The following is a 26,282-nucleotide window of genomic DNA, read 5'->3' as shown; positions in this document are numbered from 1 at the left end:
CTACGCGCACTAGGCAACCGCTTCGTCGGCATCCTCCACGGCTGCCTACGCCACCACACCCACTACGACGAACACACCGCGTGGGCACACCGCACACCCCACGCCGCTTGACACTTACAGACTAGGGATGTCTCGCCGAAGTCAGGGTTTGGTGGCGGCGTGCAGGGCGACGATGCCGCCGGACAGGTTGCGCCAGTGCACGTCGGTCCAGCCGGCCTGCGCGATGCGCCGGGCCAGATCGGCCTGATCGGGCCAGGCCCGAATCGACTCGGCCAGATACACGTAGGCCTCCGGGTTCGACGACACCGCCCGCGCCATCCGCGGCAACGCCTGCATCAGGTACTCCTTGTAGACCGTGGCGAACAACGCATTGGTCGGCGTCGAGAACTCGCACACCACCAGCCGGCCTCCCGGTCGGGTCACCCGCGCCATCTCGCGCAGTCCCGCCGCGTGGTCGACCACATTGCGCAAACCGAAGCTGATCGTCACAGCGTCGAACACGCCGTCGGCGAACGGCAACCGGGTGGCATCGCCGGCCACCTTCGGCACGTCGCGCCCCGCCCCCGCGGCCAGCATGCCGACCGAGAAGTCCGCGGCCACACACCACGCGCCGGAGCCGGCCAGCTCCACGGTCGACACCGCCGTGCCCGCCGCCAGATCCAGCACCTTGTCACCCGGCCCGATCCGCAGCGCCGCGCACGTGGCGCGCCGCCAGAACCGGTCCTGGCCGAGCGAGAGCACCGTGTTGGTCAGGTCGTAGCGTCTGGCGACACCGTCGAACATCGACGCGACCTCGTGCGGATCCTTCTCCAGCGACGCCCGGTTCACGCAGCCGAACGTATCAGCAGTCGGCCTGACAGTTCGCTGTGCAATCGCCCCACCGGGAATGCCCGCGGCGGCGCGGCTCATTGACCCAGGCATGAGTGCAAAAGTCTGGTTCATCACCGGCACGTCGCGCGGATTCGGGCGCGAATGGGCCATCGCCGCGCTCGAGCGGGGCGACAAGGTCGCCGCCACCGCCCGCGACCCGTCCACGCTCGACGACCTGGCAGCCGAGTACGCGGCCGCACTGCCCGACTACGCCGAGGCCCACGCGCAATCCGAGCAGTGGCACGCCTCGCGCACCGCCCGACCCGGCGACCCACGGGCCTCGGTGGCCGACAACCGGGGCCGGCTGACCAACTGGGAGACGTGGCAACCCGTCGCGGTGCAGGCCCAGGGTTGACCCCTCAGCGCACCAGCCTGGTGATCTCCGTCCAGATCTCGTCGCGCTCGGTGTCGGGCACCGCGGGCGAGAAATCCACCGCCAGGATCCCGATCTGGCGCATCCCGTGGTCGGCGGCGTACCGCTGGGCCGCGCCGGTGGAAGGGAACGACAGCACCCGGAACCGGTCGGTGGTGATGGCCTGCGCACACCCGGCGTCCTTGCAGTCCACCGCGGTGGTGTCGACCGGGTCCAGCACCGGCTGCCCGTCGCGGGCCAGCGCGTCGACCAGGGCGCGCGCGGTGGACGTGCCCGCCCCCGGCGCCGGGCTCTGCGAAGTCGGCGCGGCCGGCGCCGGCTCCTCGGAGGCACAACCCGCACCGCACAGCACGGCGACCAGCAACCCGGCCGTCACGCCAAGCCGCAGTCGAGTGCCCACATCTCCGTCATACCCAACCCGGTTGCCGGCGTGCAAGCACGGGGTAACCAACCATCCGAGGAGGTGGACATGGCACGCGGCGAGCACCCCCAGCGCACCCCGTTCTACGGGGCCTGCCTGATGGCGGCCGCTTTTCTGTCCGTGTGGCTGGCGGCGTCCGTCCACACCACCTGGGTAGCGGTGCTGATCTACATCGGCGCCGTCGTCGGCGGCGGCGTCGGCTTCGCGATGACGTTCCGCGACTACGAGTGACGGCCGCTCACGCGACCCGCACGCCCCGGGTTCCGAGCACCTCTTCGTAGTGCCCGATCAGCTCGTCACACACCGCGGGCCAGGTGCGGCCCAGCACGCTGCGCCGCGCCGCGCCCGAATAGCGCTGCCGCTCGGCCAGCAGATGATCGACGGCGGGGATCAGCTTCTCCTCGAACTCCGCGACGGGCAGCAGCAGACCGGTGTGCATCGGCGTCACCAGATCGCGCGGGCCACCGGCGTCGGGAGCGACCACCGGCAGACCCGAGGCCATCGCCTCCTGCACCGCCTGGCAGAACGTCTCGTGCTCGCCGGGATGGACGAACACGTCCATGCTCGCGTAGGCCGCGGTCAGGTCGTCGCCGTAGAGCGCGCCGGTGAACACCGCCGACGGCATCAGCTCTTCGAGTTTGGAGCGGTCGATGCCGTCCCCGACGACGACCACCTGCAGGTCGTCGCGCACCGCCAGCCGGGCCAGCCGCTCGACATGCTTCTCCGGGGCCAGCCGGCCGACGAAACCGACGACCGGGCGGTCCGCCGGCGACCAACTGCGGCGCAGTGCCTCATCGCGCGCCGACGGCGCGAACCCGGTCAGGTCCACCCCCCGGCCCCACTTGCGCACCCGCGGAATACCGTGCGCAGCAAGATTTTCCATGGCCGACGTGGACGGCGCCAGGGTGCGGTCGGCCTTGCTGTGCAGGCGGCGCATCCACGCCCACGCCGCGCGCGACATCATGCCGATGCCGTAGCTCTCGGCAAAACCGGCCACATCGGTCTGGAACACCGCCACCGTGGGGATCCCCAGATAGCGCGCCGCGTGCACACCGCCCCACCCCAGCAGGGCGGGTGAGGCCAGGTGCACGATGTCGGGTTCGAAGCCACGCAGCACACCCACCATCCGCGGCCGCGGCACCCCCAGCGGCAACGACGTCACCTTCGGGAACATCCGCGACGGCACCCGATGCACCCGGACCCCGTCGTGGACCCTGTCGGCGGGCGGCTCGCCGCGCGGCGTGTCCGGAGCGATCACCAGGACTTCATGACCGGTGCGGCGCAGATGCTCGATCACCCGAAGCACCGAGTTGGTGACACCGTTGACATTCGGGAGGAACGATTCGGCGACGATCGCAACGCGCACACCCCGACGGTGGCATCGTCAGCTGTCCCCGAGGTTGCCGACAGGGGTATGTCACACGAATTGCGCACTACCCCGGCGCGTTCGACAGGCGCGCAGCCAGGACCCCGGCGACTACGCTCAGCACATGCGGACATCCAGGACGACGCTGCTCGTCGCCGCAGTCGGGGTGCTGCTCGCCCTCGTCAGCTGCTCCAGGCAGGTGACCGGCGTGGCGCAACCCGACCCGGCCGCCGCGCCGCTGGCCGTTGCCGACGACGGCTACGGCATCGTCGCCGGCTTCGACGACGCCCCCGCCAGAATCGAGATCTTCACCGAACCGCAGTGCACACACTGCGCCGATCTGCAGCACGACTTCGGTGACCAACTGGCCCATTACATCGACATCGGCCTGCTCCAGGTCACCTACCGTCCGTTGACTTTCCTCGATATCAGCGGCGGCGACGAGGGCTATTCGGCGACGGTGGCGAATGCGATGTTCCTGGCCGCCGAGCCGCCGGTCTCGGGGACCGGGGCGTCCGGGACACAGTTCCAGCGTTTCGTCGAAGAGCTGTGGGCCAACCAGGATCCGGGCGGGCCCGCGTTCACCAGCGATGAGCTGCAGAGCATGGCCGAGGCGGCAGGTCTGCCCGAGCCCACCGTCGACGCCGTCATCGACGGCGGTCAGGCGGTCGACGTCGTCGACATGGACGATGCGAACTTCGCCTCGCTCTACGACATCGACCCGACACAGACCGGCACACCGACCGTCTACGACCTCGAGGGCGACGACAAGATCGACATCTACGACGACAACTGGCTCGACAAGCTCGTCGCGTCCTGAATGTCAGGCCGGCGACGGTCGATCCGCCGCTCCACCAACGTGGTGATGACGAGCGCGACACCCGCGACCAGCCAGCCGACCACCGCGATCGAACCCGCCGGGATGATCGCCAGTGCGGCGTTACGGTCACGCACCCGGACCAGATCCGGGTTGTTGGTGTCGTACTCGACGTAGATGCGCATGCCGTTGTCCAGTTCAGACGGGTACAGCACGCCCAACTCGGGGCGGTAGGTCACCCGGTCCGGCGTGACGAACTCGATCGTCGAGCGGCGCGGCCCGGCATCGAGCACGGTGGCCTCGGCCACCCCGAGGTGCCGCTCGATCTGGCGGTCGTTGCGCCACGCACCGAGCACCAGCAACACCGACTGCAGCGTGACCAGGCATGCGGCGACCACGATGCCGATCCGGATGCGGCGCAGGATCCGCCCGGCCCGCGTCTCGCCGGGCTCGCCGTAGAGGTGCGGCATGAACGCCCGCCACGCCACCCACAGCCAACGGACGACGTCGGCTTGCACCCGGCGCAGCGGCGAAGTCTCGCTCACAGCCGCCCGATCGTTCGCTTCGCTCACAGCCGCCCGATCGTTCGCTTCGCTCACAGGGCAGCCTTGATCGACGCGTGCAACGCCCGCAGCGACGACCTGTCGGCCTTCACCTCCAGCACGCGCATGCCGTCGTGCCGCTCGCCGAGCACCCCGCCCAGCTCGCCCACCTCGATCTGACCGCTCTCCACGTGGTAGGCCCGGCACAACGCGCCGACGTCGACGTCGTGCGGCGTGCCGAAGATGCGCGAGGACACGTCGGAGAACCGCGGGTCACCCTGCTCGAGCAGCTCGAAGATGCCCCCGCCGTTGTCGTTGGACACCACGATGGTCAGGTCGCGCGGCGTCGGCTCGGTCGGACCGATCAGCAGACCCGAGCTGTCGTGCACGAACGTCAGGTCGCCGATCAGCGCGATCGTGCGACCCGGGCCGCCGCCGTCGCGCGCCAGCCGTTCGAACGCCAGTGCCGCGCCGATCGCGGTCGACACCGTGCCGTCGATCCCGGCCACCCCACGGTTGGACCGTACCTGGACGCCAGGGGTGTTCAGCCCGACCAGCGCGATGTCGCGGACCGGGTTGGACGCGCCGAGCACCAGCTGGTCACCCGGGCGCACCGCGTCGGCCACCGCCGCGGCGACGTGCAGGCCGGTCGTCAACGGATGCGCGGCCAGCTGTGCGCGGACCGCGTCCACGGCGTGCCGGTTGGCCTCCGCGCAGCGGCGCAGCCAGTCCTGCGACGGCTTCCCCGAAGTGACCGCGCGGGTGCCGGTGGCCTGGGAATTGCCCGAGACGTCGGGCCAGCGCGGACCCGTGGTCAGCGCGAACACCGGTACCGACGGGTCGGCCAGCAACGCCGACACCGGCCGGTGCAGGGTGGGCCGGCCCAGCATGATGACCTGCTTGGGGTGCAACAACGGCAACGCGAACGGGTGCAGCGGGTTCGGCACGTGCGGCGCGGTCGGCTCGGCCACCGTCGGCAGGTTCGCCAGATTCGGGTGTAGACCCGCGCCGTGCCCGGCGATGACGACAGTGTCGGGGGTCAGGTCGATGTCCAGCGGCTGATCGAACGACACCGGCGGCGTGAACGTCCACGGCCGCCCGTCGGCGCGGCCCAGCGGCACGTACGAGCGGCCCGGCGCCGTGGTGTCCTCCGCGTCGGGCACCAACGGCTCACGCAACGGGATGTCGAACTGCACCGGCCCGGCGTTGGCCGACCGGGCGCCCGTGGCGGCGACCAGCACACGACAGGTCGCCGAGCGCCACTGCGCGTTCAGCGCGGCCAGGTCGACCGCGCCGGCCTGTGCGTCGGGGGCCAACCCCAGGCTGATGTTGGCACGCACCTGGGTGCCGAAATAGCCCAGCTGCTCGAAGGTCTGGTTGGCACCGGTCCCCAGCAGCTCGTAGGGCCGGTTGGCCGACAAGACGATCAACGGGACGCGCGCGTAGTTGGCCTCCACCACCGCTGGCCCGAGGTTGGCCACCGCGGTGCCCGACGTCATCGCGACACACACCGGTGCACGCTCGGCCACCGCCAGCCCGATCGCCAGAAATCCGGCGGTCCGCTCGTCGATCCGCACATGCAGCCGCAGCCGACCCGCCCGGTCGGCGTCCTGCAGCGCGAACGCCAACGGGGCGTTCCGCGATCCCGGACACAAAACGACGTCGCGGACGCCGCCGCGGATCAGCTCGTCGACGACCACCCGGGCCTGCGCCGTCGAGGGGTTCACCACTACAGACTATCGGCGAAGAAATTGAGCATCGCCGTGTTGACCACCTGCGGCTTCTCGATGAAGCCGAGGTGGCCGGCCCCGCGCACCTCCAGGAACCGCCCGTTGGGCAGGGCGTTGGCCACCTCGCGCCCCAGGTAGGAGGGCAGCACCAGATCGTCGGCGAAGCCGATGACCAGTGCGGGGGTGGTGATGTTCTGATAGGCGGCCAGCCGGCTGCGCTGCGGCGCGATGGACAGTTGCGTGCGCATCCCCGGCGTGGGCTTCTGCGGCCACATCGTGAACATGTCGATCCAGTCCCGCACCGCGTTGTCGTCGTTCAGGGTTGTCGGCGAAAAACTTTCCAGCAGACGCACTTTCGCCTCGAACTCGACGGGCAGTTGAATGCCGGACCTGGCCAGCGCCAGCTCGCCGGACCCGAAGAACTCGCGGGTGCGGTCATGGCGGGCGCGGGTGGCCATCAGCACCGCCGAGTGGACCAGATCGGGACGGGCCAGCATCAGTTCCTGGGCGATGTAGGAACCCATCGACACCGCGACGATGCGCACCGGGGCCAGGTCCAGCTGTTCGATCAGCTCGGCGGTGTCGCCGACCATCGTCTCGGTGGTGAACCCCTCGGCGTTCTCGGTTGCGCCCACGCCGCGGTTGTCGAACGTCACACAGCGGTAGCCGGCCCGGGTGAAGACCGGTACCTGATGCAGGTGCCAGGTCCGCCCCGCCCCGCCACGCCCCGCGATGAACAGCACCGGCTCCCCCGAGCCGCGATCGTCGTACGCCAGATTCACGCCGCAGACGCTACTCAACCCCCCGCCGAAATGGCATTCCGGCAGCGAAAAGTCGAGAAGAGCCCTGCCGGAATGCCATTTCGGCGCCAGCTCAGCTGGCCGCTCAGCTGGCGGCTGAGCGGCGGCGGGCACGCCGGGAGCGCACGGAACGCAGTGCGGCGTCCCAGAGCAGGCCCGCCGAGGCGGTCAGCGCGGCGGGTTTGACCATCTCCTTGCCCATCATCGCGGTGGCGGTCGCCCTGGTCGCGGCCGACGCCTTGGACCAGTGCCCGGAGTCGAACGGCGGCTGCGGGTCGTACTCCATGGACAGCTGGATCGCCCTGGCCTTGTCCTCGCCGCCGATGCGGCCCGCCAGCCACAGACCGAGGTCGATTCCGGCGGAGACCCCCGCACAGGTGACGGTCTTGTCGTCGGCAGCCACGATCCGCTCGTCGGCGACGGGCGTGGCCCCGAAGGTTCGCAGGACCGGAAGCGCGGCCCAGTGCGACGTGGCCCGCCTGCCCTCCAGTAGGCCGGCGGCGGCCAGGATCACCGATCCGGAGCACACCGAGGCCGTCCACGTCGAGCTCTGGTGCGCACGGCGCACCCAGTCGAGCACCTTCTGGTCCCGGGCGTGCTCGATGGTCGAGAACCCGCCCGGGATGAGGATGACGTCCGGGGAAGGGGTTTCGTCGAACGAGTGGGTGGCGCCGACGAGCAGCACGCCCGAGTCCGCGGCGATCGGCCCCGGCTCGTGCCAGACGAACCGGACCTGGGCACCCGGCAACCAGCGCAGGCTCTCGTAAGGCCCGATGAAGTCCAGGGCGGTGAAACCGGGGTAGAGCACGATCGCGACCTGCATGGCGGCCTCCTGTCAGGCGAATGTCTTGCGGTACTGGTCGGGTGAGATGCCGAGGCGACGAACGAAGTTGCGACGCAACGTCTCCGCGGAACCGAATCCGCAGCGCGCCGCGATCGCCGTGACGGTGTCGTCGGTCTCCTCGAGCTGGCGGCGGGCCGCTTCGGTGCGCACCCGCTCGACATAGGCGCCGGGCGCCTCACCCACCTGGTGGGTGAACACCCGGGTGAAATGCCGCGGGCTCATCGACGCCCGCCGAGCGAGATCGGAGATGCTGTGTGCGGCACCGGGTTCGGCTTCGATCGCCTGCTGGACATCGCGGACCGGGGCGCGCCGGGCGCGCGGCATCCACACCGGCGCGGCGAACTGGGTCTGTCCGCCCGGGCGGCGCAGGTACATCACCAGATGGCGGGCGACCGTCTGTGCCGCCTCGTGGCCGTGATCGTCTTCGACGAGCGACAGCGTCAGGTCGATGCCGGCGGTCACGCCCGCGGCGGTCCACACCTTCTGCGAACTGCGCACGAAGATCGGGTCGGGATCGACGATGACGGCCGGGAAGTCGTCGGCCATCCGGGCGGCGTAGGCCCAGTGGGTGGTGGCCACGCAGCCGTCGAGCAGGCCGGCCTGCGCGGCAAGCAGCGCGCCGGTGCACACGCTGACCACCCGGCGCGCATTCGGGGTGACCGCGGCGATCCAGTCGACGAGCGCGGGGTCCCGGCGGGCGGCGGCGGTGCCCGGCCCGCCCGGCAGCACCACGGTGTCCACCGGTTCGGCGGGGTCGGGCAGCGGTTCTGCGGCCAGCGTCAGCCCGGTCCCGGTGCCCACCGGCGCACCGTCGACCGAGACGACGCGTACGTGATATCCGTCGGCGGGGTTGCGCGCCGCGGCGTACATCGAGGCCCCGGTGAACACCTCGAACGGGCCCACCATGTCGAGCGCCTGCACGCCGGGGAACCCGACGACGAGCACGGTGCGCAACATGTCTTCAGTGTCAGCGACGGGCGTGATGGCGTCTAGGCCATGGGTCCCACAGATCAGGACATGGCCGGCCAGCAGGTCCGGACCCGCTCGATCCACCACTGCCGGCGCTGCGGCGGGGCGGCCAGCGCCGCGATACGGGCCGGGTCGGGTGTGATCGCCGCCGCGGGCAGGTATCCGTCGACGGGCACGACGGGCTCGGCGACGTCCTCGACGAACAGGCCGCCGGTGCCCAGCCCGCAGGCGTGCCGCAGCTCGGGCAGGCAGCCGGCGGCGATCAGCCCCGCGCCGATGCCCACCGCGGAATCCAGCGCGCTGGACACCACCACGGGGGTGTCGATCTGTGCGGCGATGTCGAGCATCGCCGCCACCCCGCCCAGCGGTGCCACCTTGAGCACCGCGATGTCGGCGGCCCGCGAGCGCACCACGTACAGCGGGTCGTCGGCCTTGCGGATGCTCTCGTCGGCGGCGACCGGCACGTCGACGCGACGACGAACCTCGGCCAGCTCGGGCACCGTCGCACAGGGCTGCTCGACGTACTCCAGCGGGCCGTCGGCGGTCAGCGCCCGCGCGGCGGTGACGGCCTCGTCCACGCTCCATCCGCCGTTGGCGTCCACCCGCACCGTCGGCACCGCGGCCCGCACCGCGTTAACCCGCGCCACGTCGTCGGCCAGCGTCTGGCCGGGTTCGGCGACCTTCACCTTGGCGGTCCGCGCGCCGGGAAATCGGGCGAGCACGTCGGGCACCTGCCAGGCGGCCACGGCCGGCACCGTCGCGTTGATCGGGATCCGCGCCCGGCGCACCGGCGGCGCGGGCCGGTAGGCGGCCGCGACGCCGGCAGCCAGCCAGTGCGCGGCCTCGGGGGGGCCGTACTCGACGAAGGCGCCGAACTCGCCCCACCCGGCGGGACCCTCGATCAGGGCGACCTCACGGGTCGTGATGCCGCGGAACCGCACCCGCATCGGCAGCGCGACGACGTGCAGCCGGTCCAACACGTCGGTCAGTTCGACCGCGGGCGCGGTCACCTCGCGCCCTTCCCCGCGGCTCCAGCGGTACGGTAGGAGCGGCACACCGACAGCCCGTCGGCGACGATCTCAACACCCATCGCAGCTCATGGTCTCTCGTCGTCTCTTCGAGTGGGACTTCTGCCGACCTTCGCACCTTAGGACGAACCGACAGGCCGCGGTCCGAGCGGGTTCTCGTCTGCGCGGCGGATCCTCATGTGAGTCGGTGGCCGACGGCGAGTCCGCAGGCCGGATGAGAATCCAGGTTGGGGCCGCTAACCGGCGGCGAAGCGGTCGATGCGCTTGCGGAGCCGGGCGGCCTGTCTACGTGCCACCCAGTCGACGGCGGCGCCCACCCGGGGCGACACCGGGGGCACGGTCAACCCCATGAGCGAACCGCGCAGCCGTGATTCGGCGATGGTGCGGTAGTGGCTGAAGGTGTCAAAACCCGCTTTTCCGGTATAGGCGCCCATGCCGCTGTTTCCCACCCCGCCGAACGGTGCACCGTCGATCGCGGCGTGCACGACGAAGTCGTTGCGGGTGATACCGCCATTGCGGGTATGGGCACAGTAGCGGCGGAAGTCCGGGGAATCGGCACCGAACCAGTACGACGCGAGTGGGGACGGACGAGCATTGAGATAGCCGATGACCTCGTCGAGGTGTTGGTACGGCAGCACGCTGAGCACCGGGCCGAACACTTCCTGGCGCATCACCGCCATATCGTCGGTGACATCGCGAAGGATCGTCGGGGCGATTCGGCGCTGGGCCGCAGAGGGCAGGTCCTCGCCCGTTGGTGTGGCCTCGATGACGGTGGCGCCGTTGGCCCGGGCATCGTCGACCAGGCCGAGGATCCGTTGGTAGTTCTTGTCGTTGACGATCGTGCAGTGTTCGGGATTGTCCAGAATCGTGGGGAACGAACGACGGAACTGCTGTTCGAGCGCCACGACGAAATCGTCGCAACCCTCGGCGGGGACGAAAACCAGGTCGGGGCACAGACACGTCTGGCCGCCGTTCCACAGGCGGGCGCGTGCGGTGCGACTGGCGGCGGTGGCGATGTCGGCGTCGCGCCCGACGACGACGGGGTTCTTGCCGCCCAAGCCCGGCAACATCCTTCCTAGCCTTGGCGCCGCGAGCTGACCTTCGGGGCAGGTCCTTTGGACAGAGTCGTCGGCGGTCCTCGGGAGGCCGACAGCTGCACGCATCCGGAAGTAGGCAACGAGATACCAATTGTTGGTACGCTTCGCCGGGTGGGTAAGAACACGTCGTTCAGCCTCGACGAGCACTACAGCGCGTTCATCGAGGAGGAAGTCGCGTCGGGCCGCTATCGGTCGGCCAGCGACGTCGTGCGCACCGCTCTGCGACTACTCGAGGATCGCGAGACGCGCTTGCGGGCTCTTCGCCAGTCCCTGATCGCCGGTGAACGCAGTGGCGCCTCGACGCCGTTCGACTTCGATGAGTTCATATCGCGAAAGCGGGCTGAGGAGACCGCGTAGGCGGTGAGCGCGTATGTGCTGTCGCCTGCCGCGCAGGCCGACCTGGGGGATATCTGGGACTACACCTGCGAGCGTTGGGGCGATGATCAGGCCGAGATGTACCTGCGTGAGATCCAGCGAGCGATCGAACGGGTGGTGGCAAGTCCGCTGATCGGGCGGCCGTGCGATGAGGTGTGCGAGGGTTACCGAAGGCATGCGGTCGGATCGCACACGCTGTACTACCGGGGCGCGAGCAACGACGTGATCGACGTTGTGCGCGTACTCCACAATCGGATGGATGTCGACCGGCACCTCGACTGACCAATGCCCGTCAGACATGGATACGGGCGCCGCGCCGTTGCGACCCATCCGTGCGGGCATCTGCGCCGAATACCCGGTGAGCCAGCAGGAAACAAAGGAGATCTCGTGTTCGACACCGTCACCAAGGTCGCGGGTCAGGTCGGCGGATCCGCACTCGCGACCGTCGGCATCCGCGCCGTCGAGGAGCCGCGCTACATTCGTCGAGCCCTGTCCGGTGCGGTGGAGATCCGCCGCTACGGCCCCCGGATCGCCGCGCAGACCACCGTCGCCGGCGACAAACAGAAGGCGCTCAACACCGGGTTCCGCCGGCTGGCGTCCTACATCTTCGGCGCCAACCACCGCCGGGCCGAGATCGCGATGACCGCGCCGGTGGGCCAGCACTCGGCCGGCGACGAGATCGCGATGACGGCCCCGGTCGCGCAGACCGGCGACGACGAGCAGGGCTGGACCGTGCGGTTCTTCATGCCGTCATCGTGGTCGATGACGACCCTGCCCACCCCCGACGACGACACCGTGCAATTGGTCGCGGTACCGGCGGAGACCGTCGCGGTGCTGCGGTTCACCGGCGACCGCGGCCCCAACGCCGTCGCCGAACGCACCGCAGAGCTCCTGGATATCCTGCACGACAACGGCATCCAGGCCACCGGCGAACCGATGGCCTGGTTTTACGATCCGCCGTGGACACTGCCGTTCGCCCGTCGCAACGAGGTCGTCGTCGCGATCTGAGGATCACGCCGATTCGAAGTAGGACTGCACCTTCAGCGCTTTCCACGGTCGACGGCCGCCGGTGATCAGCAATCCCTGCCGGGTCGCCGCGATGGGGCCGATGCGCTGCAGCAGCAACCGCAGCATCGTCGACGCGGGCGCCCTCGGGACGGCGTCCGGCCGGTCGGCGGGGCGTTCATTGGAGTAACGCCAAGGCATGGTTTCGAGGCCGACGTCGACGTCCTTCGCACTGCTCGGCCTGCTCGCGCTGCGCCCGTGGACCGCGTACCAGCTGGTGGCCCAGATCCGCAGGGGTGCCCACTACTTCTGGCCCCGGTCGGAGGCCCATCTCTACGCCGAGCTCAAACGCCTGATGGCCCGCGGGCATGCGCAAATGGAGTCGGTCGAAGACACGAAAAGGCCGCGGACCCGGTACAACATCACCCCGGAAGGCCTTGCCGTCCTCGAGGAATGGGCCGGCGAGCCGGCGCGCCGGTCATCGAGGTCGAGGCCTTCCTGCGGCTGTTCCTAGGCGATCAGGCTGGCGATCAGGCTTCGGTCGACGACCTGCAGGCGAGGTTGACGAGCACGCCACGACACGTCCGGGCCGAGCACACGCAGGCGATGCCCGTGGAGGCGCCGGCCCCTTAGACCGTGGCGCGGTCGCGGCCCTCCCAGTGCGGTTTGCGCAGATCCTTCTTCATGATCTTGCCGGTGGGGTTGCGGGGCAGTTCGTCGGTGATGTCGACGGTCTTGGGGCACTTGTAGGCGGCCAGCCGCTCGCGGGCGAACGCGATCAGGTCGGCCTCCGTGACGTCGCCCACGGCGGACTCGACCACCACGACCGCCTTGACCACCTCACCCCACTTCTCGTCGGGCACCCCGATCACCGCGACCTCGACCACCGCCTCGTGCTCGGCGAGCACCCGCTCCACCTCGATGGAGTAGATGTTCTCGCCGCCGGAGATGATCATGTCCTTGAGCCGGTCCTCGACGAAGATGAAGCCGCCGTCGTCCACCCGGCCGATGTCACCGGTGCGGAACCACCCGTCCGGCGTGATCGCCTCCGCGGTGGCGTCAGGACGGTTGTGGTAGCCCTTCATCAACTGCGGTGAACGGAACCACAATTCGCCCTGCTCACCGGCCGGGACGTCCTCCAGGGTATCGGGATCGACGACCCGTACCTCGGCGTTGGGCACCAGCGTGCCCGCACTGGTCAGCCGCTCGGGATGGTCGGTCGCGCGGTGCGCCTCGGGCAGCAGATGGCTGATCACGCCGCACAGCTCGGTCAGGCCGTAGGCCTGCACGAAGTCGGTGTTCGGCCAGGCCTTCAGCGCCTCACGCAGCAGCGGCAGCGGCATCGGCGAGGCGCCGTAGCCGTAGGTCTTCAACGCGCTGAACAGCTTCACCGCGTCCGGACCGGACTCCAGCACCTTGGCCAGCACCGCGGGGACCAGGAACGTGCGGTTGGCGCCCTTGAGGATCGCCCCGGCCAGCGCTGCGCCGTCCACGTCGCGGGTCATCACGCTGGGCACCCCGTCGTGGATGCCGAACTGCACATACGACGAGCCGCCGACGTGGAACAGCGGCATCGACACCATGTTCTTGTCGCCCTCGTCGAACTCGAAGCCCTCGTGGGCGTTGATCGTGTGGGCGATGAGGTTGGCCTGGGTCAGCTCGACACCCTTGGGGCGTCCGGTCGTGCCCGACGAGTACATGATGATGCACACGTCGTCGGGCTCGACGTCCTCGCCGCGGTCCACCGGGGTCGCCGCCGCCAGCATCGCCTCGTACTCGTCGTCGTCGCCGCCCTCCGGGGTGACGGTGATGATGTGCTCGATGTTGACCAGATCGTCGCGGATCTTGTCGATCAACGGCACGAACTCGGCACCGACGATGAGCAGTTTGGCATCGGAGTCGTTGAGGACGTAATCGAGTTCGTCGGCGGCCAGCCGGAAGTTGATGATGGCGGTCGCGGCGCCCAGCGAGGCCGCGGCCAGGGTCAGCTCGACACAGGCGGGATGGTTCTTGTCGAGAAACGACACGACGTCGCCGCGTTTGACGCCGCGCTCCTTGAGCGCGCCGGCAAGTCTGCGGACGCGGTCGTTCCACTGCGCCCAGGTCCAGTTGCGGTCGAAGTAGTCCATCGCCTCGGCATCTGGGGTGGCGGCGGCCCAGTGGGCGGTTCGTTCGTCGAGGAAGCGGGGTTCTGGCAGCTCGGACATGTCAGAAGCGTCCCACGTCGGCGGTCGCCGCTGTCCGGTTTCGCACAATCGCACACATGTGAGCACCAATTTCGACTCTGAATCTCCGCAACGGGAGAGAAATGACGACTTCAAGATGGTTTTTTCTCACATCGACAACGTATCATGTGAATTTATATTCTCAGTCAGTGCACCAGCGGTGCGAGGAAATCCCGGGCATAGCGGGACACCGCGTCGTCGTCGGTGACATCGACCAACGCGGTGCCGATCTGCACCAGGGACACGGCCAACCGGATGTACATCTCGGCGACCGCGAGCAGCGCGTCGTCGGGCATCGTCGCGCCCGCCGCGCGCAGCGCCTTGGCCAGCACCGTCGATGCACTGACCAGGAACTGGCGCGCTTCGTCGAACATCTCGGCGGTCGCGGTGAAATCGCCGTCGAGCTGCAGGAAGCGACGCATCACCTGCTCCGCGCTCAGCAGGCGCACCCCCTCGCGGAACGTCGCCACCGCGGCGGCCTGGGGCCCCTCGTCGATCGCGACCGTCTGCAGCCGCGACATCGCGAAGTCGAACGTCTGCCGCCCCAGCCCGGCGAGCAGTGCGTCGCGGCTGGGGAACCGGCGGTACAGGGTGCTGCGGCTGACGCCGGCCTGGCGGGCGACCACGTCCATGCTCAGCCGGCCCACCCCGACCAGCGCTACCTCCTCGGCGGCCGCCTTCAGGATGGCAGACTCCTGCTCGCTGCGGCTGCCGGTGTTGCGGGGACGTCGCACGCTCGCCACGATCAGCCCGCGGGGCAGCGGCCGGCGGGTGGCGCGAACGATTCGAGCCCAACCGAACGATGCAGCCGAACCAGCTTCTCGTACTCGAGGCGGTTGCGGGCCAACGGGATCAGCAGCACCCGGTCGGGCAAGGTACGCCAGGCCAGCTGCAACAGCCGGGTGTAGAGCGCGAACTCCCGGTCGTGACGGGCCCGCCAACGGAACCCGGTGAGTTCACGCACCCCCGGGTGCAGGATGCCGAACGAGCACACCAGCACGACGCGCCCCGCCAGCGGGCGCACCACCAGCCAGGACGGCGTCAGCAGCTTGCGCAGCGGGGGCGGCAGCAGCAGGGTCGGCAGTGGCAGCCGGGTCAGATCCCGGGTCACCCGGCGCAGGAACGGGTTGGCGGAAAGTTCGTCGCGCACCATCGCGTCGTAGTACCGGACGGCCTCGTCGTAGCCGGCCGGCAGCGCGGCGCTCTTGGCCGGCAGCTCGAGCGCCCGGAACGACTCGAGCAACTGCTGGTAGCAGACCTCGCGCGCACCGTCGGCGTCGGCGAGCAACTGCGCGAGGCTGACCGGGACCGTGGTGCGGTCCTGTGCGATGACGGCCCCGTCGCTCAGATACGGACCGGCGTCGCTGTCGGCCTGGAAGTCGATGTACTGCTCACCGGCCGCTGACAACCCGGACACCCGCACCGCGCTGGAAACCGGAACCGGCACCTCCGAGTTCATGGTCACCACGGCTTCGACGCCCGTCGGGGTGATGTCCAGTCTGTCCACCCGCCCGATCCGCACGCCGCGCAGCGTCACATCCTGATTCGGCAGCAGCCCAGCCGATTCCGGCAGCTGGACGGTCACCCGGTAGCTCGACGCGAACGGGTTGACCCGCAGCGCCCCCACGAGCAGGTACCCGGTCGCGACGATCAGGGTCATCACCAGCGCGGCCGCGGACAGCCACCCCTTGCGGCGATGGCCCGCCCGGACGGCGGAGACGATCAGGTTGGCGCCGGCGTTGATCATCTGGGCGCCTCTGCGGGGAGTTCTGCGGGGGCCGGCGCCGGAGCGGCCGGCTCTGGGGCGGGTCCACCCGGGGCCGGGCCGGGGGCGGGCGCCCCGGGAGCGGGCATCAGCAGACCGGGCTGGTCAGAGTCCGGAATGACGGGCAGCTGCGGCACGGCAGGACCCTTGCCCACGATTCGCTCCTGCAGTCGGTACAGCGTGAACTGCAACGAGCCGACCAGCTGATGCCAGTTGTAGCGCTTCGGCCCGTGCAGGCCCTGATCCCCGGCGAACCCGATGTCCGGGATCGAGCCGAGCACCAGCCGGTCGATACTGGCCCGCACCGCCAGCGCATTGCTGGTCATGGACTTGACGAACGGCGGCATCAACCTGTTGAGCGCATAGAGGTCCGCGTCCGGGGTGAGCACCACGTCGTTCCAGGCGCCCGCGATGGTGTTGGCGTCCATGACGATGCTGCGCCCACTGGTGTCGGTGCCGGCGATCGACGGGAACTTCCTGAGCTGCTCGGCGGTGTCGCCGACCTGGATGACCAGATCGGCGATCTGATCGGTGTGCGCCGCCAGCGTATCGGTGGCGGGGCCCGCGGCATCCATCACCGCGGCCAACTCGTCGTTCTTCGCCTCCGGCTGGCCCACCAGTCGCGAGGTCTCGGTCAGCGCCGTGGAGATCTGGTCGGAGCGCGAATTCAGTCTGCCCAGCGTGTGATTGGTCTTACGGATCAGGTCACCGAACGCCTGCTCCTGGTCGCCGGTCGCCTTGCCCAGACCGTTGACGATGTTGGTGAAGTTGCGCACCGCGCCGCCGTTGACCAGGATCGCCGCCGAGCTCAGCACCGACTCCACGGTCGCGGCCGCCGTCGTGGACTCCAGGCCGATGGTGTCGCCGTCCTGGAGCAGTGGGTCCCGGGCGGCACCGAGGCCGGCGGCCTGATCGAGACGAACACGTCGCCCAGCGGGGTGGCCGACCGCAACTCGGCGGTGCTGCCCTGCGGCAGTTGGACACCGTCCCTGATGCGCAGCGTGGTGACGGCGGTGTAGTTGCGTGCCACCATCGACTCCATCTGGCCGACATCGGCGCCGGCCAGCTTCACCTTGGCCATGTCCGGCAGGTTCAGCGCATTGGCGAACACCGCCGTCAGGGTGTAGCCCTCGCCGGTGTCGCCAGGTGCGGGCAGCGGCAGGCTGGCCAGTCCCTCTGTCGCACAACCGGACACCGTCACGCACATCGTCAAGGCGACCGCCGTCAACGATCTGATCCGGGCGCGCATCATTTCTGTCCCATCGCGGCCAGGCCGTCCAACACATAGCTGAGGCCGTAGTCGGGTCCGAAGTCCTGCAGTGTTCCCGTGCTGCAACCGAGTTGCCGCAGCCCCATCATGTTGCACACCTCTTTGAGCGTCTGGGTGTCGAACAGAACCTTGTCGGTCAGGACGTGCACCCGCAGCGCCCCGTTGGTCTGGTCGACGACGTTGTAGATGTTGTCCAGCGTCATCGGGGCGAGGTCGAGGAACTCCATGACGTCGCGCTGATGCTCCACCGCCGTGGTGGTGGCCGTGTCACCGTTGGCGACGATCCGCTTGATGTCGTCGCGATGGGCCTCGAGCACCTCACCCACCTGCGCGATCACCTCGTTGAGCTTCTTGCCCGTGGTTCCGGTCCCGAGGTTCTCGTCCGCGACGACCTGACTGAACTGCCTTATGGTGGAACCGAATTCGCGCAGCGTGGCATCGTTGTCGGCGGCCGCCTCGAAGAGGCTGCTGATGTTGCGGATGATGGTGGTCAGCTGGTCGCGGGTGACCTCGCCGCGATCGGCGCTGAGCCGCAACGCATCGGACAGTTCGCCGAGCGCATCCTTCATCTTCTGGCCGTTGCCGTCGGCGACCGCCGCACTGGCGTCCACGACATCGCGCAGCGGCCCCTGGCCTTGCCCGTCGCCGCGCAGCGACGTCGTCAGCTTGTCGAGCATGTCGAGCACGCGCGCGAACTCCACCGGGGTCCTGGTCCGGTTCAGCCCGATGGTGTCGTGGTTCTGCAGGGTCGGCCCGCCGCGGTAGGGCGGGGTCAGCTCGATCTGGCGGTCGGTCAGGATCGAGTTGTTGATCGTCACCGCCTGCGCGTCGGCGGGGACCTGGACGTCGCGGTCGACGGTGAACTCGACTTCGACATAGCCACCCTTGGGCACGATCTTGGTGACCTTGCCGACCGGCATCCCCAGCACCGCAACTGTGTTGCCCTCGTAGAGTCCCGCGGCACTGTCGAACTGCGCCGTCACCGCGATGGTGTCGTACCGGTCCCTCAGGTAGGACGAGCCGACCAGCGCCGCCACCACGGCCACCACCAGGCCCACCGCACCCAGCGCGATCAGACGCCCATTGGTCAACCTCATTTGCAGTCCTTGAAGTACTGGATCATCCCGAACTGCCTGGCCCGCCCGCTGATCGCACACATCCAGGAATCCACCAACAACCCGTTGGCGGCGTTGAACTCGACCGCGTTGCCCATGCCGGTGGCGTTGGCCAGTCCCCGCAGCGCGATCGGTCCGGACTGCAGGATGCTGCGCACCAGGTCGTCGTGCTGGGCCAGCAGATCCGAGAGCTCCCGGACATTGACCAGCAACTTCTCCAGCTCTGGACGGTCATCGATGACGATGTCCCCCAGTGTGCCGACCAGATTGGTGATCGCGTCCATCAAGGCCCGAAAGGAGGCCCGGCGCAACACGAACTCGCCGACCAGGTCGTTGCCCTGCCGGACCAGGCTGGCGATGTTGGACTGCTGGCGGCGCAGCGTGGTGCTGACCAATTCGGTGGTCTCCAGCAGTGCGCCGAGCTGATCGCGGCGGTCGGCGATGATGGTGGCGAGGGTGTGGGTGTTCGCCAGTGCCTGCGGCAGCAGCTCGGGCACCCCGTTGAGCTCCTGCCCCAGGATGCCCAGGGTCTGGGCGAACTTGTCGGAGTCGACCTGCTCGTAGGTGTTGGTGACGTCGCCGAGGGCCTCCTGCAGGTCGTACGGGACGTCGGTGTGGGTGAGGTCGAAGCTGCGGTTAGGCAGCTCGCCGGACCCGGCCGGCTCCAGAGCCAGGTAGCGCCCACCCAGAATGGTGTTGATCCTGATGACCGCGCGTGAATCCGTGCCTAGATCGACGTCGTTGCGCACCGTGAACTCGGCTTCGACATGGTCGCCGGCGAGCTTCATGCCGGTCACCTCACCGATCGGAATCCCGGCCACGGTCAAGGGATTTCCGGTCTGGAGGGCGGCGGCCTGCAGGAACTGGGCGGTGTATTTCCGGTGGCCGACGTCGGCGGCCTTCACCAGCAGCAGCGCCCCGACCAACACCGTCACCACGGCGACCGCGACGACACCGAGCCATACCGTGTTGAGGCTCTCGAGGGTGCGGCGGCGCCGCTTTTGCTGATCAGCCATTGGCCATGTTCCTGCACTTCGGGGTGTACGACGCGGCGTTGCCCGGGGTGGCGGCGGCGACCACGATCGGCACGACGTCGTTGAGCCCCGGGAAGAACCCGGTGGCGTTCAGGTCGCACGCATAGGCGTTGGCGTAGGCGCCCTCGTTGGTGACCCGGGCAAAACCCTTGAGCAGCAACGGCAGATTCGCCCCGGCGAACGCAAGCTGCGGCTCGATCTCGACCATGTGCTGGGCGAATCCCGGCTGCCGGGTGACCAGTTCGTTCAGCGACGGATAGATCTCGTCGGTGATGGTCGACAGCTGGCGCACCACGCGTGCGGTCGAGCCGGTCGCATCGACCAGTTGGGTGCGCTGGGCATCGAAGGTGGACACCGCGGACCGCGCCTGGGTGAGGACCTGGTCGAGGTTGTCGTTGTGCCGGGCCAGGTTGGCCATCACGGTGTTCAGGTCGGTGATGACCGTGCCGAGTTCCTGGTCGCGCCCGGCGAAAGCCTCACTGAACTGCGATGTCTGGCTGATCAGAGACGCCAGCGCCGACTCGTCGCCCTGCAGCGACTGGACCACGCCCTTGGTCAGATTGTCGGCATCGACCGGATTCAGCAAGCTGAACAGCGGTTCGTAGCCGTTGAGCAGGGCGGTCACGTCGAACGACGGGTCGGACTGCTCCAACGGGATGACGCTGCCTTCCGCCAGCGGGCCGGGATCGCCGATATTGCCCAGCGACAGAACGAGATAGCGCTGCCCGACGATGTTCTGGTAGGTCACCGACGCCACCGTGGTACCGAGCACCTGCTGATCGCTCTGCACCACGAACGACACCTTGGCCACATTGCCCTGCAGCTCGATCTTCTCGACCCGGCCGACGCGGACCCCTGCCATCCGGACGTCGTCACCTTCGCGCAGGCCGAACACATCGGTGAACATCGCCGCGTACGGCACCGTCGGACCCGCGACGTCGCGGCGCAGCGTGACGTACACCAGCCAGGTCAACGTGACCGCGACGACCATGAACAGCGACAGGCCGACAAGTGCTGCGCGGTATCTCATCGTGGTTCCTCGCTCAACTTGACGGTCGTCCCGCGTGCCAGCGGCCCGAGCAGCAGCTGGGTGGCGACCGTCGTGGGCCGCCCGGTGATGACGCTGAGCTGCCGGCGCTCCTGTCGGCTGCCGACGGGTCCGACGTTGCCTCCGAAGGAGGCCGGGGCAGCCTCGGCGGGCAGCGGCGGCGCGTCACCCGGCGACGGCGCCACCGGGGCCGGCGGCGACAGCGGTAGCGGCGGCGGCACCACCGGCGCCAGGGCAGGGTTTGCAGTGCCAGGCACCGGCGGTGAGGGGCTCATCCACGGTGGCAGTGGCGGATTGGGGTCGGCGAGGCTGGGGTCGGGGTTGATCAGCGGCGGGCCGACCGCGACCAGGTTTCCGTTCGGGCCTATCTCGGTGCCCGTCGGAGGCGCCAGGTCCGGCGGCGGCTGGTAGTTCTGCGGCAGCAGCACGTCGGGCAGCTCGGGGCGGGTCGGCACCAGCGGGGCGGTGTAGCAGCTCGGCCCCTTCAGGCCGCCGTACTGCGGACAGTCCGCCCGGGTGTAGGTGTACGTCGGCGTGAACGACAGGTTGACCCGCATGTTCGCGACGTCCTTGTCGGCGATCCACACATGCTCGAAGTACCTGTCCGACAACCCGTTCAGTTTGACGAACCCGGGCACCCAATGGTGCGACGTGTCGGCGAGGTTGCCGATCACGGGAGTGAGCTCCGAGGTGATCTTGACCAGCTGGTCGGAGTGGTTGCTCAACGAGGTGTAGGTGGTGCCCATCGTGTTGATCCCACCGTTGACCAGCGCGGTCAGCTGAGCGTCCTGCTCCACCAGGGTCTGCATGGGCTGCACCGCCTGGTGCAGGGCATCGACGAGTTCGGGCGCGGTCTGCTGCAGCCCCGTGGTGGCGTCGACGAGCGCCGACAACGTGGTGGGCCCGGGATCGGTGGCGACGATGCGGTCGAGCTCGTCGATGAGCCGGTTGAGCTGGGCGCCGGAGGTCAGCAGCTCCGTGCGGCGGTCCTCGGTGGCGGCGTTCACCGCGGCCAGCACGCCGATCGTCTTGTCCTCCCGGCCACGGCCGGTGGCGGCCAGGATGTCGCGCAGCTTGCTGATCGTGGTCTGGAAAAGCACTGTCGGAAGTTCGGTGTCCTCGGCGATCACCGCGCCCGGCTGGATCGCCGGTCCCGGTCCCTGGTCGACGAGCTGCACCGAAGACACCGCAAAGACGTTGCTGGGCACCACGCGTGCGGTCACCCCGGCCGGGATCGACGGGGCGTACTCGGGATCGAGGTTGATGTGCACGAAGTTGGGATCGCCGTGCGACGCCGGGGTGACGCTGTTCACGGAGCCCACCAGCACGCCGTGGTACTTGACGTCGGATCGCTGCGGCAACCCGTCGCCGACGTTGACCAGCGCGGCCACCACGCGCACGTAGGGCTCCATCCGCCCGGTCGACTTGATCAGCAGCGCCGCGGTGATCATCGCCACCACCACGACGACCCCGACACCAAACAACAGCAGCTGCCGGTCAGAGGGGCCGCGCCCTTCCAGCTCAAAGGAATTCGCCATCTAGCCCCCGAACCGGGCTCCGGCGTCGACCGACCACAGCGCCATCGTGAGCAGCATGTTGACCATGATCACCACGGTGATGCTCGCCCTCATCGCGTGGCCGGCGGCGACCCCCACACCCACCGGGCCGCCACTGGCGTAGAAACCGTAGTAGCACTGCACCGTCGAGGCGATCCAGACGAACACGACGGTCTTGAGCACCGAGTACAGGATGTCCTGGCCGGACAGCATCAGGGTGAAGTAGTGCATGTAGGAACCCATGGAGCCACCCGAGATGACCAGGACGACGAGCTGGGTGGTCAGATAGCTGACCGCCAGGCAGGCCACGTAGAGCGGGACCGCCGCAACCACCGAGGCCAGCAACCGCGTGGTGACCAGGTACGGAATCGGCCTGATGCCAAGGGAATCCAGTGCGTCGACCTCCTCGGCGATGCGCATCGAACCCAGCTGTGCGGTGAACCGGCAGCCGGCCTGGGTGGCGAACGCCAGCGACGCGGCGATCGGCGCGAGCTCGCGGGTGTTCACCAGCGAGGAGATGATGCCCGTCGCGGGGCCCAGGCCGAGCAGGTCGAGGAAGTTGTACCCCTCGATACCGACCAGCGCGCCGACGGTGATCCCCAGCACCACGGCCACCCCGGCCGTGCCGCCGCCCACCACCAGCGAGCCGTTGCCCCAGGCGATGTCGGAGAGCAGCCGGACGAACTCGCCGCGGTACTGCCGCAATGCGACGGGGATGCCGAGGAGGGCCCGCCCGAAGAAGACCAGGATGTGGCCGAGCCGCACGATCGGGGCGGTGGTGCGGCGGACCAACATCCGGGCTCGCGCCAACACCACGGGGGAGAAAGTCGATGCCGCCACGGCTAGAGCCCCACCCGCGGAAACATCAGGATGTACAGCTGGCTGATCGCGACATTGACGATCATCAACACCAGGATCGACTCGACGACCGCGGCGTTGACGGAGTTGGCCACCCCCGTCGGGCCGCCCTTGGTGGAAAGCCCCTTCTGGCAGGACACCACGGCGACGATGGCACCGAAGATGACCGCCTTGACCAGCGCGACGATCATGTCGCCGGTGGTGGCGAACGAGGCGAAGGTGGCGACGAAGCTGCCCGGTGCGCCGTTCTGGAAGTAGACGTTGAACAGATAGCTGGCGAGGAAGCCGACGAAGCAGACCACGCCGGTGAGCGCAATACCGACCATGATCGCGGCGGCGAACCGGGGCACCACCAGCCGCCGGATCACCGACACGCCCATCACCTCCATGGCGTCGGTCTCTTCGCGCATGGTGCGGGAGCCCAGGTCCGCCGTGATCGCCGAGCCGACCGCCGCGGCCATCAGGATCGCCGCGGTGAGCGACGCGGCCTGACGGATGACGGCCAGGCCGCTGGCGGCACCGGCCAGTGAGGTGGCGCCGACCTGGCCGGCCAGCAAGGCGAACTGGATGGACAGCGTGACGCCGATCGGCAGCGCCACCAGGACGGTGGGCAGCACCGCGGTACCGGCCATGAACGCGCCCTGCCGGACGAACTCCTGCCACTGGAATCGACCGGTGAGCAGGTCGATGACGAGGTACTGGATGGTGCGCACACCGACGACGAACTGCTCGCCGACCGTGGCCAGCGAGGCGAGCGGATGACGCCGTGTATAGCCGGTGGCCCAGTCTTCGATGGCGCCGAAACCGTCTCGTCGGTCGTCGGCCAACCACGATTGATCGGACGACGACGTCATCCGCTCGCGCTCGACGATCGGCGGGGCACTACCGGATCCCTCCCTGCTGCCAGATGCGGCACGGGCTGTTTCGCGCCAGTCCCATCCATTGCTGGGCGTCACCGTATCGTCGGCGCGTCTCGACCGTCAACATATTGTAGAATTCTCATTCACATAGCCGTGCCGGATCGCCGCCACCGGCGCGATCCGGACGCCATGCCGATCGACCCAGATGCCACCGACTCGTTCTTCGCGGGCGTAAATTCTTTTCCAACTCAAGCCGTTATGAACAGCGGATATAGCTGGACATGGGGCCATCGCCCGGTTCGTGCCACGCAACCGCCGACGCCGCTGCGCCGGTCGCGTCGCCGTGGCGCGGGCGGCACCGTGGAACATCCCGGCAACGATCTCCACGGCGATTAACTTCCGGCCCGTCCGCGGCCGTCGCGTCCGTTCGCTGAAACTACTCGCCACCGTCGTGCCACCGCCATTGTGGCGGCGCGGATCGCCCGAACCGGTTCCGCTCCGCCGAAATGGCATTCCGGCAGCGAGAGTGCGAGTAGGTGCCTGCCGGAATGCCATTTCGCGGACCTTGCTGACTGGAATTGGAACACGTTCTAGTGTGGTCCCATGAGCGACGAGCTGCTGCGCCATCCCCTACACTCCGGCCACCTCACGGTGGGCGCGCTCAAGCGCCACAAGGACCGTCCCGTGCTCTTCCTCGGGGACACCACGCTGACCGGCGGGCAGCTCGCCGACCGGATCAGCCAGTACATCCAGGCGTTCGAAGCGCTGGGGGCGGGCACCGGGGCGGCGGTCGGCCTGCTGTCGCTCAACCGGCCGGAGGTGCTGATGATCATCGGCGCCGGCCAGACCCAGGGCTACCGGCGCACGGCGCTGCACCCGCTGGGTTCGCTTGACGACCACGCCTACGTCCTGACCGACGCCGGGGTGACCTCGCTGATCATCGACCCGAACCCGATGTTCGTCGAGCGCGCGCTGGGCCTCATCCAGAAGGTGCCGTCACTCAAACAGGTGCTGACGATCGGCCCGGTACCCAGGGAACTGGCCGACGGCGACGTCGCGGCGGTGGATCTGACGGCCGAGGCGGCGAAGTACCCACCCCGTGAGCTGGCGGCCGCGAACCTGCCGCCCGATCACATCGGCGGGCTGACCTACACCGGTGGCACCACCGGCAAGCCGAAGGGCGTCATCGGCACCACGCAGTCGATCACGACGATGACGACGATCCAGCTCGCCGAGTGGGAGTGGCCGGAGCACCCCCGCTTCCTGATGTGCACGCCGCTCTCACATGCCGGCGCGGCGTTCTTCACCCCGGTGATCGTCAAGGGCGGCCAGCTGATCGTGCTGACGAAGTTCGACCCCGCCGAGGTGCTGCGGGTGATCGAGGAGCAGAAGATCACCGCCACCATGCTGGTGCCGTCGATGATCTACGCGCTGATGGATCACCCCGACTCGCACACCCGTGACCTGTCGTCGCTGGAGACGGTGTACTACGGGGCCTCGGCGATGAACCCGGTGCGCCTGGCGGAGGCGATCCGGCGCTTCGGGCCGATCTTCGCGCAGTATTACGGCCAGTCCGAGGCACCGATGGTCATCACGTACCTGGCCAAGACCGACCACGACGAGAAGCGGCTGACGTCGTGCGGCCGCCCCACGCTGTTCGCGCGGGTCGCGCTGCTCGGCGAGGACGGCAATCCGGTGCCGCAGGGCGAGGTCGGCGAGATCTGCGTGTCCGGTCCGCTGCTGTCGGGCGGCTACTGGAACCTTCCCGAGGCCACCGCGCAAACTTTCCGCGACGGCTGGATGCACACCGGCGATCTGGCCCGCGAGGACTCCGACGGCTTCTACTACATCGTCGACCGCACCAAGGACATGATCGTCACCGGCGGGTTCAACGTGTTCCCGCGCGAGGTGGAGGACGTCGTCGCCGAGCATCCCGCGGTGGCGCAGGTGTGCGTGATCGGCACGCCCGACGAGAAGTGGGGCGAGGCGGTGACGGCCGTGGTGGTGCTGCGGCCCGGCGCGGCGAACGACGCCGCGGCTGTGGCGGCCATGACCGCGGAGATCCAGACCTCGGTCAAGGAGCGCAAGGGTCCGGTGCAGTCGCCCAAGCAGGTGATCGTCGTCGAATCGGTTCCGGTGACCGCGCTGGGCAAGCCGGACAAGAAGGCGGTCCGGGCGCAGTTCTGGGAGGGCTCCGGCCGCTCGATCGGCTGACGCGCACCTTCTTCCGCGAGACATCCCTAGTCTGTAAGTGTCAAGCGGCGTGGGGTGTGCGGTGTGCCCACGCGGTGTGTTCGTCGTAGTGGGTGTGGTG

At 68.9% G+C, this 26,282-nt stretch carries 27 protein-coding genes and 2 pseudogenes; 8 read left to right on the top strand and 21 right to left on the bottom strand.

The features are described from left to right. Positions 1-141: 141 nt before the first annotated feature. Positions 142-828, bottom strand: coding sequence for a demethylmenaquinone methyltransferase (locus tag JDV09_RS25320; protein ID WP_221371896.1), 687 nt, complete (start codon positions 826-828; stop codon positions 142-144). 91 nt (positions 829-919) lie between these two features. On the opposite strand from JDV09_RS25320, the pseudogene JDV09_RS27570 reads away from it, so the two are divergent. Further along, positions 920-1,072 (top strand): annotated as a pseudogene (locus tag JDV09_RS27570) (short-chain dehydrogenase/reductase); the annotation flags it as partial. A gap of 157 nt (positions 1,073-1,229) precedes the next feature. Here the strand turns inward: JDV09_RS27570 and JDV09_RS25310 are convergent. Continuing rightward, positions 1,230-1,643, bottom strand: coding sequence for a hypothetical protein (locus JDV09_RS25310; protein ID WP_221371894.1), 414 nt, complete (start codon positions 1,641-1,643; stop codon positions 1,230-1,232). Positions 1,644-1,712: 69 nt separating this feature from the next. On the opposite strand from JDV09_RS25310, the gene JDV09_RS25305 reads away from it, so the two are divergent. Then, on the top strand, positions 1,713-1,895 hold the full coding sequence (locus tag JDV09_RS25305; protein WP_221371893.1) for a hypothetical protein: 183 nt from the start codon (positions 1,713-1,715) through the stop codon (positions 1,893-1,895). Between the two features lie 7 nt (positions 1,896-1,902). Here JDV09_RS25305 and JDV09_RS25300 read toward each other — a convergent pair whose 3' ends face one another. Then, positions 1,903-3,030, bottom strand: a complete 1,128-nt coding sequence (locus JDV09_RS25300; RefSeq protein WP_221371892.1) for a glycosyltransferase family 4 protein — start codon at positions 3,028-3,030, stop codon at positions 1,903-1,905. Between the two features lie 124 nt (positions 3,031-3,154). Here JDV09_RS25300 and JDV09_RS25295 point away from each other — a divergent pair, with 124 nt between their 5' ends. Then, positions 3,155-3,850, top strand: coding sequence for a DsbA family protein (locus JDV09_RS25295; RefSeq protein ID WP_221371891.1), 696 nt, complete (start codon positions 3,155-3,157; stop codon positions 3,848-3,850). On the opposite strand, the gene JDV09_RS25290 is transcribed toward JDV09_RS25295, so the two are convergent. The 7 genes from JDV09_RS25290 to JDV09_RS25260 all read right to left on the bottom strand — a co-directional run bounded on the left by JDV09_RS25290 (position 3,811) and on the right by JDV09_RS25260 (position 10,923). Next, positions 3,811-4,317 (bottom strand): DUF3592 domain-containing protein, encoded by a 507-nt coding sequence (locus JDV09_RS25290; protein ID WP_221371898.1) that lies wholly within the window; start codon positions 4,315-4,317, stop codon positions 3,811-3,813. The genes JDV09_RS25295 and JDV09_RS25290 overlap by 40 nt on opposite strands. A 125-nt stretch (positions 4,318-4,442) precedes the next feature. Beyond that, a complete protein-coding gene (gene menD / locus JDV09_RS25285; protein ID WP_221371890.1) occupies positions 4,443-6,116 on the bottom strand; it encodes a 2-succinyl-5-enolpyruvyl-6-hydroxy-3-cyclohexene-1-carboxylic-acid synthase in 1,674 nt (557 codons plus the stop codon). A 2-nt stretch (positions 6,117-6,118) separates the two neighbouring features. Continuing rightward, entirely contained in the window at positions 6,119-6,901 is a 783-nt protein-coding gene (locus JDV09_RS25280; RefSeq protein WP_221371889.1) for an alpha/beta fold hydrolase, read from the bottom strand. Between the two features lie 103 nt (positions 6,902-7,004). Further along, complete coding sequence (locus tag JDV09_RS25275) at positions 7,005-7,742, bottom strand: DJ-1/PfpI family protein (RefSeq protein ID WP_221371888.1); 738 nt, start codon at positions 7,740-7,742, stop codon at positions 7,005-7,007. A gap of 12 nt (positions 7,743-7,754) precedes the next feature. Beyond that, positions 7,755-8,720 carry a GlxA family transcriptional regulator gene (locus tag JDV09_RS25270; RefSeq protein ID WP_221371887.1) on the bottom strand — a complete coding sequence of 322 codons (966 nt, stop codon included), beginning with the start codon at positions 8,718-8,720 and terminating at the stop codon, positions 7,755-7,757. Between the two features lie 53 nt (positions 8,721-8,773). After that, positions 8,774-9,742 carry an o-succinylbenzoate synthase gene (locus tag JDV09_RS25265; RefSeq protein ID WP_308124241.1) on the bottom strand — a complete coding sequence of 323 codons (969 nt, stop codon included), beginning with the start codon at positions 9,740-9,742 and terminating at the stop codon, positions 8,774-8,776. Between the two features lie 254 nt (positions 9,743-9,996). Beyond that, positions 9,997-10,923 carry an aldehyde dehydrogenase family protein gene (locus JDV09_RS25260; protein WP_255606036.1) on the bottom strand — a complete coding sequence of 309 codons (927 nt, stop codon included), beginning with the start codon at positions 10,921-10,923 and terminating at the stop codon, positions 9,997-9,999. 45 nt (positions 10,924-10,968) lie between these two features. Here JDV09_RS25260 and JDV09_RS25255 point away from each other — a divergent pair, with 45 nt between their 5' ends. The 3 genes from JDV09_RS25255 (at position 10,969) to JDV09_RS25245 (ending at position 12,240) form a co-directional block, all read left to right on the top strand. Continuing rightward, on the top strand, positions 10,969-11,214 hold the full coding sequence (locus JDV09_RS25255; protein ID WP_221371884.1) for a type II toxin-antitoxin system ParD family antitoxin: 246 nt from the start codon (positions 10,969-10,971) through the stop codon (positions 11,212-11,214). 3 nt (positions 11,215-11,217) lie between these two features. After that, positions 11,218-11,514 carry a type II toxin-antitoxin system RelE/ParE family toxin gene (locus JDV09_RS25250; protein WP_221371883.1) on the top strand — a complete coding sequence of 99 codons (297 nt, stop codon included), beginning with the start codon at positions 11,218-11,220 and terminating at the stop codon, positions 11,512-11,514. A gap of 105 nt (positions 11,515-11,619) precedes the next feature. Next, entirely contained in the window at positions 11,620-12,240 is a 621-nt protein-coding gene (locus JDV09_RS25245) for an SOUL family heme-binding protein (protein WP_308124240.1), read from the top strand. A 3-nt stretch (positions 12,241-12,243) separates the two neighbouring features. Here the strand turns inward: JDV09_RS25245 and JDV09_RS25240 are convergent, their stop codons facing one another. Then, entirely contained in the window at positions 12,244-12,438 is a 195-nt protein-coding gene (locus JDV09_RS25240; protein ID WP_221371899.1) for a hypothetical protein, read from the bottom strand. Here JDV09_RS25240 and JDV09_RS25235 point away from each other — a divergent pair. Continuing rightward, the gene (locus JDV09_RS25235; protein ID WP_221371881.1) at positions 12,437-12,751 is read left to right on the top strand and encodes a PadR family transcriptional regulator; all 315 of its coding nucleotides are present in this window, start codon (positions 12,437-12,439) and stop codon (positions 12,749-12,751) included. The two genes, JDV09_RS25240 and JDV09_RS25235, sit on opposite strands and share 2 nt — an antisense overlap. Positions 12,752-12,866: 115 nt before the next feature. Here the strand turns inward: JDV09_RS25235 and JDV09_RS25230 are convergent, their stop codons facing one another. The 10 genes and pseudogenes from JDV09_RS25230 to JDV09_RS25180 form a co-directional block, all read right to left on the bottom strand. Further along, complete coding sequence (locus tag JDV09_RS25230; protein WP_221371880.1) at positions 12,867-14,444, bottom strand: long-chain-fatty-acid--CoA ligase; 1,578 nt, start codon at positions 14,442-14,444, stop codon at positions 12,867-12,869. A 164-nt stretch (positions 14,445-14,608) separates the two neighbouring features. Further along, complete coding sequence (locus JDV09_RS25225) at positions 14,609-15,196, bottom strand: TetR/AcrR family transcriptional regulator (RefSeq protein WP_221371879.1); 588 nt, start codon at positions 15,194-15,196, stop codon at positions 14,609-14,611. Between the two features lie 11 nt (positions 15,197-15,207). Continuing rightward, positions 15,208-16,209, bottom strand: coding sequence for an MlaD family protein (locus tag JDV09_RS27040; RefSeq protein WP_255606035.1), 1,002 nt, complete (start codon positions 16,207-16,209; stop codon positions 15,208-15,210). Then, positions 16,206-17,476 (bottom strand): annotated as a pseudogene (locus tag JDV09_RS25210) (MlaD family protein). Before JDV09_RS25210 ends, JDV09_RS27040 begins: the two are co-directional and overlap by 4 nt. After that, positions 17,476-18,594 carry an MCE family protein gene (locus JDV09_RS25205; protein ID WP_221371878.1) on the bottom strand — a complete coding sequence of 373 codons (1,119 nt, stop codon included), beginning with the start codon at positions 18,592-18,594 and terminating at the stop codon, positions 17,476-17,478. The pseudogene JDV09_RS25210 and the gene JDV09_RS25205 overlap by 1 nt, the downstream one beginning before the upstream one ends. Next, entirely contained in the window at positions 18,591-19,628 is a 1,038-nt protein-coding gene (locus JDV09_RS25200) for an MCE family protein (RefSeq protein WP_221371877.1), read from the bottom strand. The genes JDV09_RS25205 and JDV09_RS25200 overlap by 4 nt, the downstream gene beginning before the upstream one ends. Beyond that, complete coding sequence (locus JDV09_RS25195; RefSeq protein WP_221371876.1) at positions 19,621-20,676, bottom strand: MCE family protein; 1,056 nt, start codon at positions 20,674-20,676, stop codon at positions 19,621-19,623. The genes JDV09_RS25200 and JDV09_RS25195 overlap by 8 nt, the downstream gene beginning before the upstream one ends. Then, positions 20,673-22,232: an MlaD family protein gene (locus tag JDV09_RS25190; RefSeq protein WP_221371875.1), complete on the bottom strand. Its 1,560-nt coding sequence runs from the start codon at positions 22,230-22,232 to the stop codon at positions 20,673-20,675. Before JDV09_RS25190 ends, JDV09_RS25195 begins: the two co-directional genes overlap by 4 nt. Continuing rightward, entirely contained in the window at positions 22,233-23,045 is an 813-nt protein-coding gene (locus JDV09_RS25185) for an MlaE family ABC transporter permease (RefSeq protein WP_221371897.1), read from the bottom strand. A gap of 47 nt (positions 23,046-23,092) precedes the next feature. Further along, positions 23,093-23,962 carry an MlaE family ABC transporter permease gene (locus JDV09_RS25180; RefSeq protein ID WP_221371874.1) on the bottom strand — a complete coding sequence of 290 codons (870 nt, stop codon included), beginning with the start codon at positions 23,960-23,962 and terminating at the stop codon, positions 23,093-23,095. Positions 23,963-24,571: 609 nt separating this feature from the next. Between JDV09_RS25180 and fadD8 the strand changes: the two genes are divergently transcribed. Further along, positions 24,572-26,182, top strand: coding sequence for a fatty-acid--CoA ligase FadD8 (fadD8, locus tag JDV09_RS25175; protein WP_221371873.1), 1,611 nt, complete (start codon positions 24,572-24,574; stop codon positions 26,180-26,182). Positions 26,183-26,282 lie beyond the last annotated feature (100 nt).

Origin of the sequence: Mycolicibacterium xanthum, assembly GCF_019710635.1 — a bacterium.
GTDB classification, from domain to species: domain Bacteria; phylum Actinomycetota; class Actinomycetes; order Mycobacteriales; family Mycobacteriaceae; genus Mycobacterium; species Mycobacterium xanthum.
Note: the sequence above shows the minus strand (reverse complement) of the source record. Positions and strands in the feature narration are given on the sequence as shown.

Coding starts and splice junctions, on each gene's coding strand:
- JDV09_RS25230 (WP_221371880.1), bottom strand. CDS start 14,444: ATGTCCGAGCTGCCAGAACCCCGCTTCCTCGACGAACGAACCGCCCAC.
- JDV09_RS25270 (WP_221371887.1), bottom strand. CDS start 8,720: ATGTTGCGCACCGTGCTCGTCGTCGGGTTCCCCGGCGTGCAGGCGCTC.
- JDV09_RS27040 (WP_255606035.1), bottom strand. CDS start 16,209: ATGATCAACGCCGGCGCCAACCTGATCGTCTCCGCCGTCCGGGCGGGC.
- JDV09_RS25235 (WP_221371881.1), top strand. CDS start 12,437: ATGGTTTCGAGGCCGACGTCGACGTCCTTCGCACTGCTCGGCCTGCTC.
- JDV09_RS25275 (WP_221371888.1), bottom strand. CDS start 7,742: ATGCAGGTCGCGATCGTGCTCTACCCCGGTTTCACCGCCCTGGACTTC.
- fadD8 (WP_221371873.1), top strand. CDS start 24,572: ATGAGCGACGAGCTGCTGCGCCATCCCCTACACTCCGGCCACCTCACG.
- JDV09_RS25260 (WP_255606036.1), bottom strand. CDS start 10,923: ATGCGTGCAGCTGTCGGCCTCCCGAGGACCGCCGACGACTCTGTCCAA.
- JDV09_RS25195 (WP_221371876.1), bottom strand. CDS start 20,676: ATGAGATACCGCGCAGCACTTGTCGGCCTGTCGCTGTTCATGGTCGTC.
- JDV09_RS25185 (WP_221371897.1), bottom strand. CDS start 23,045: ATGTTGGTCCGCCGCACCACCGCCCCGATCGTGCGGCTCGGCCACATC.
- JDV09_RS25240 (WP_221371899.1), bottom strand. CDS start 12,438: ATGCCTTGGCGTTACTCCAATGAACGCCCCGCCGACCGGCCGGACGCC.
- JDV09_RS25290 (WP_221371898.1), bottom strand. CDS start 4,317: ATGCCGCACCTCTACGGCGAGCCCGGCGAGACGCGGGCCGGGCGGATC.
- JDV09_RS25295 (WP_221371891.1), top strand. CDS start 3,155: ATGCGGACATCCAGGACGACGCTGCTCGTCGCCGCAGTCGGGGTGCTG.
- JDV09_RS25200 (WP_221371877.1), bottom strand. CDS start 19,628: ATGGCTGATCAGCAAAAGCGGCGCCGCCGCACCCTCGAGAGCCTCAAC.
- JDV09_RS25180 (WP_221371874.1), bottom strand. CDS start 23,962: ATGACGTCGTCGTCCGATCAATCGTGGTTGGCCGACGACCGACGAGAC.
- JDV09_RS25305 (WP_221371893.1), top strand. CDS start 1,713: ATGGCACGCGGCGAGCACCCCCAGCGCACCCCGTTCTACGGGGCCTGC.
- JDV09_RS25190 (WP_221371875.1), bottom strand. CDS start 22,232: ATGGCGAATTCCTTTGAGCTGGAAGGGCGCGGCCCCTCTGACCGGCAG.
- JDV09_RS25205 (WP_221371878.1), bottom strand. CDS start 18,594: ATGAGGTTGACCAATGGGCGTCTGATCGCGCTGGGTGCGGTGGGCCTG.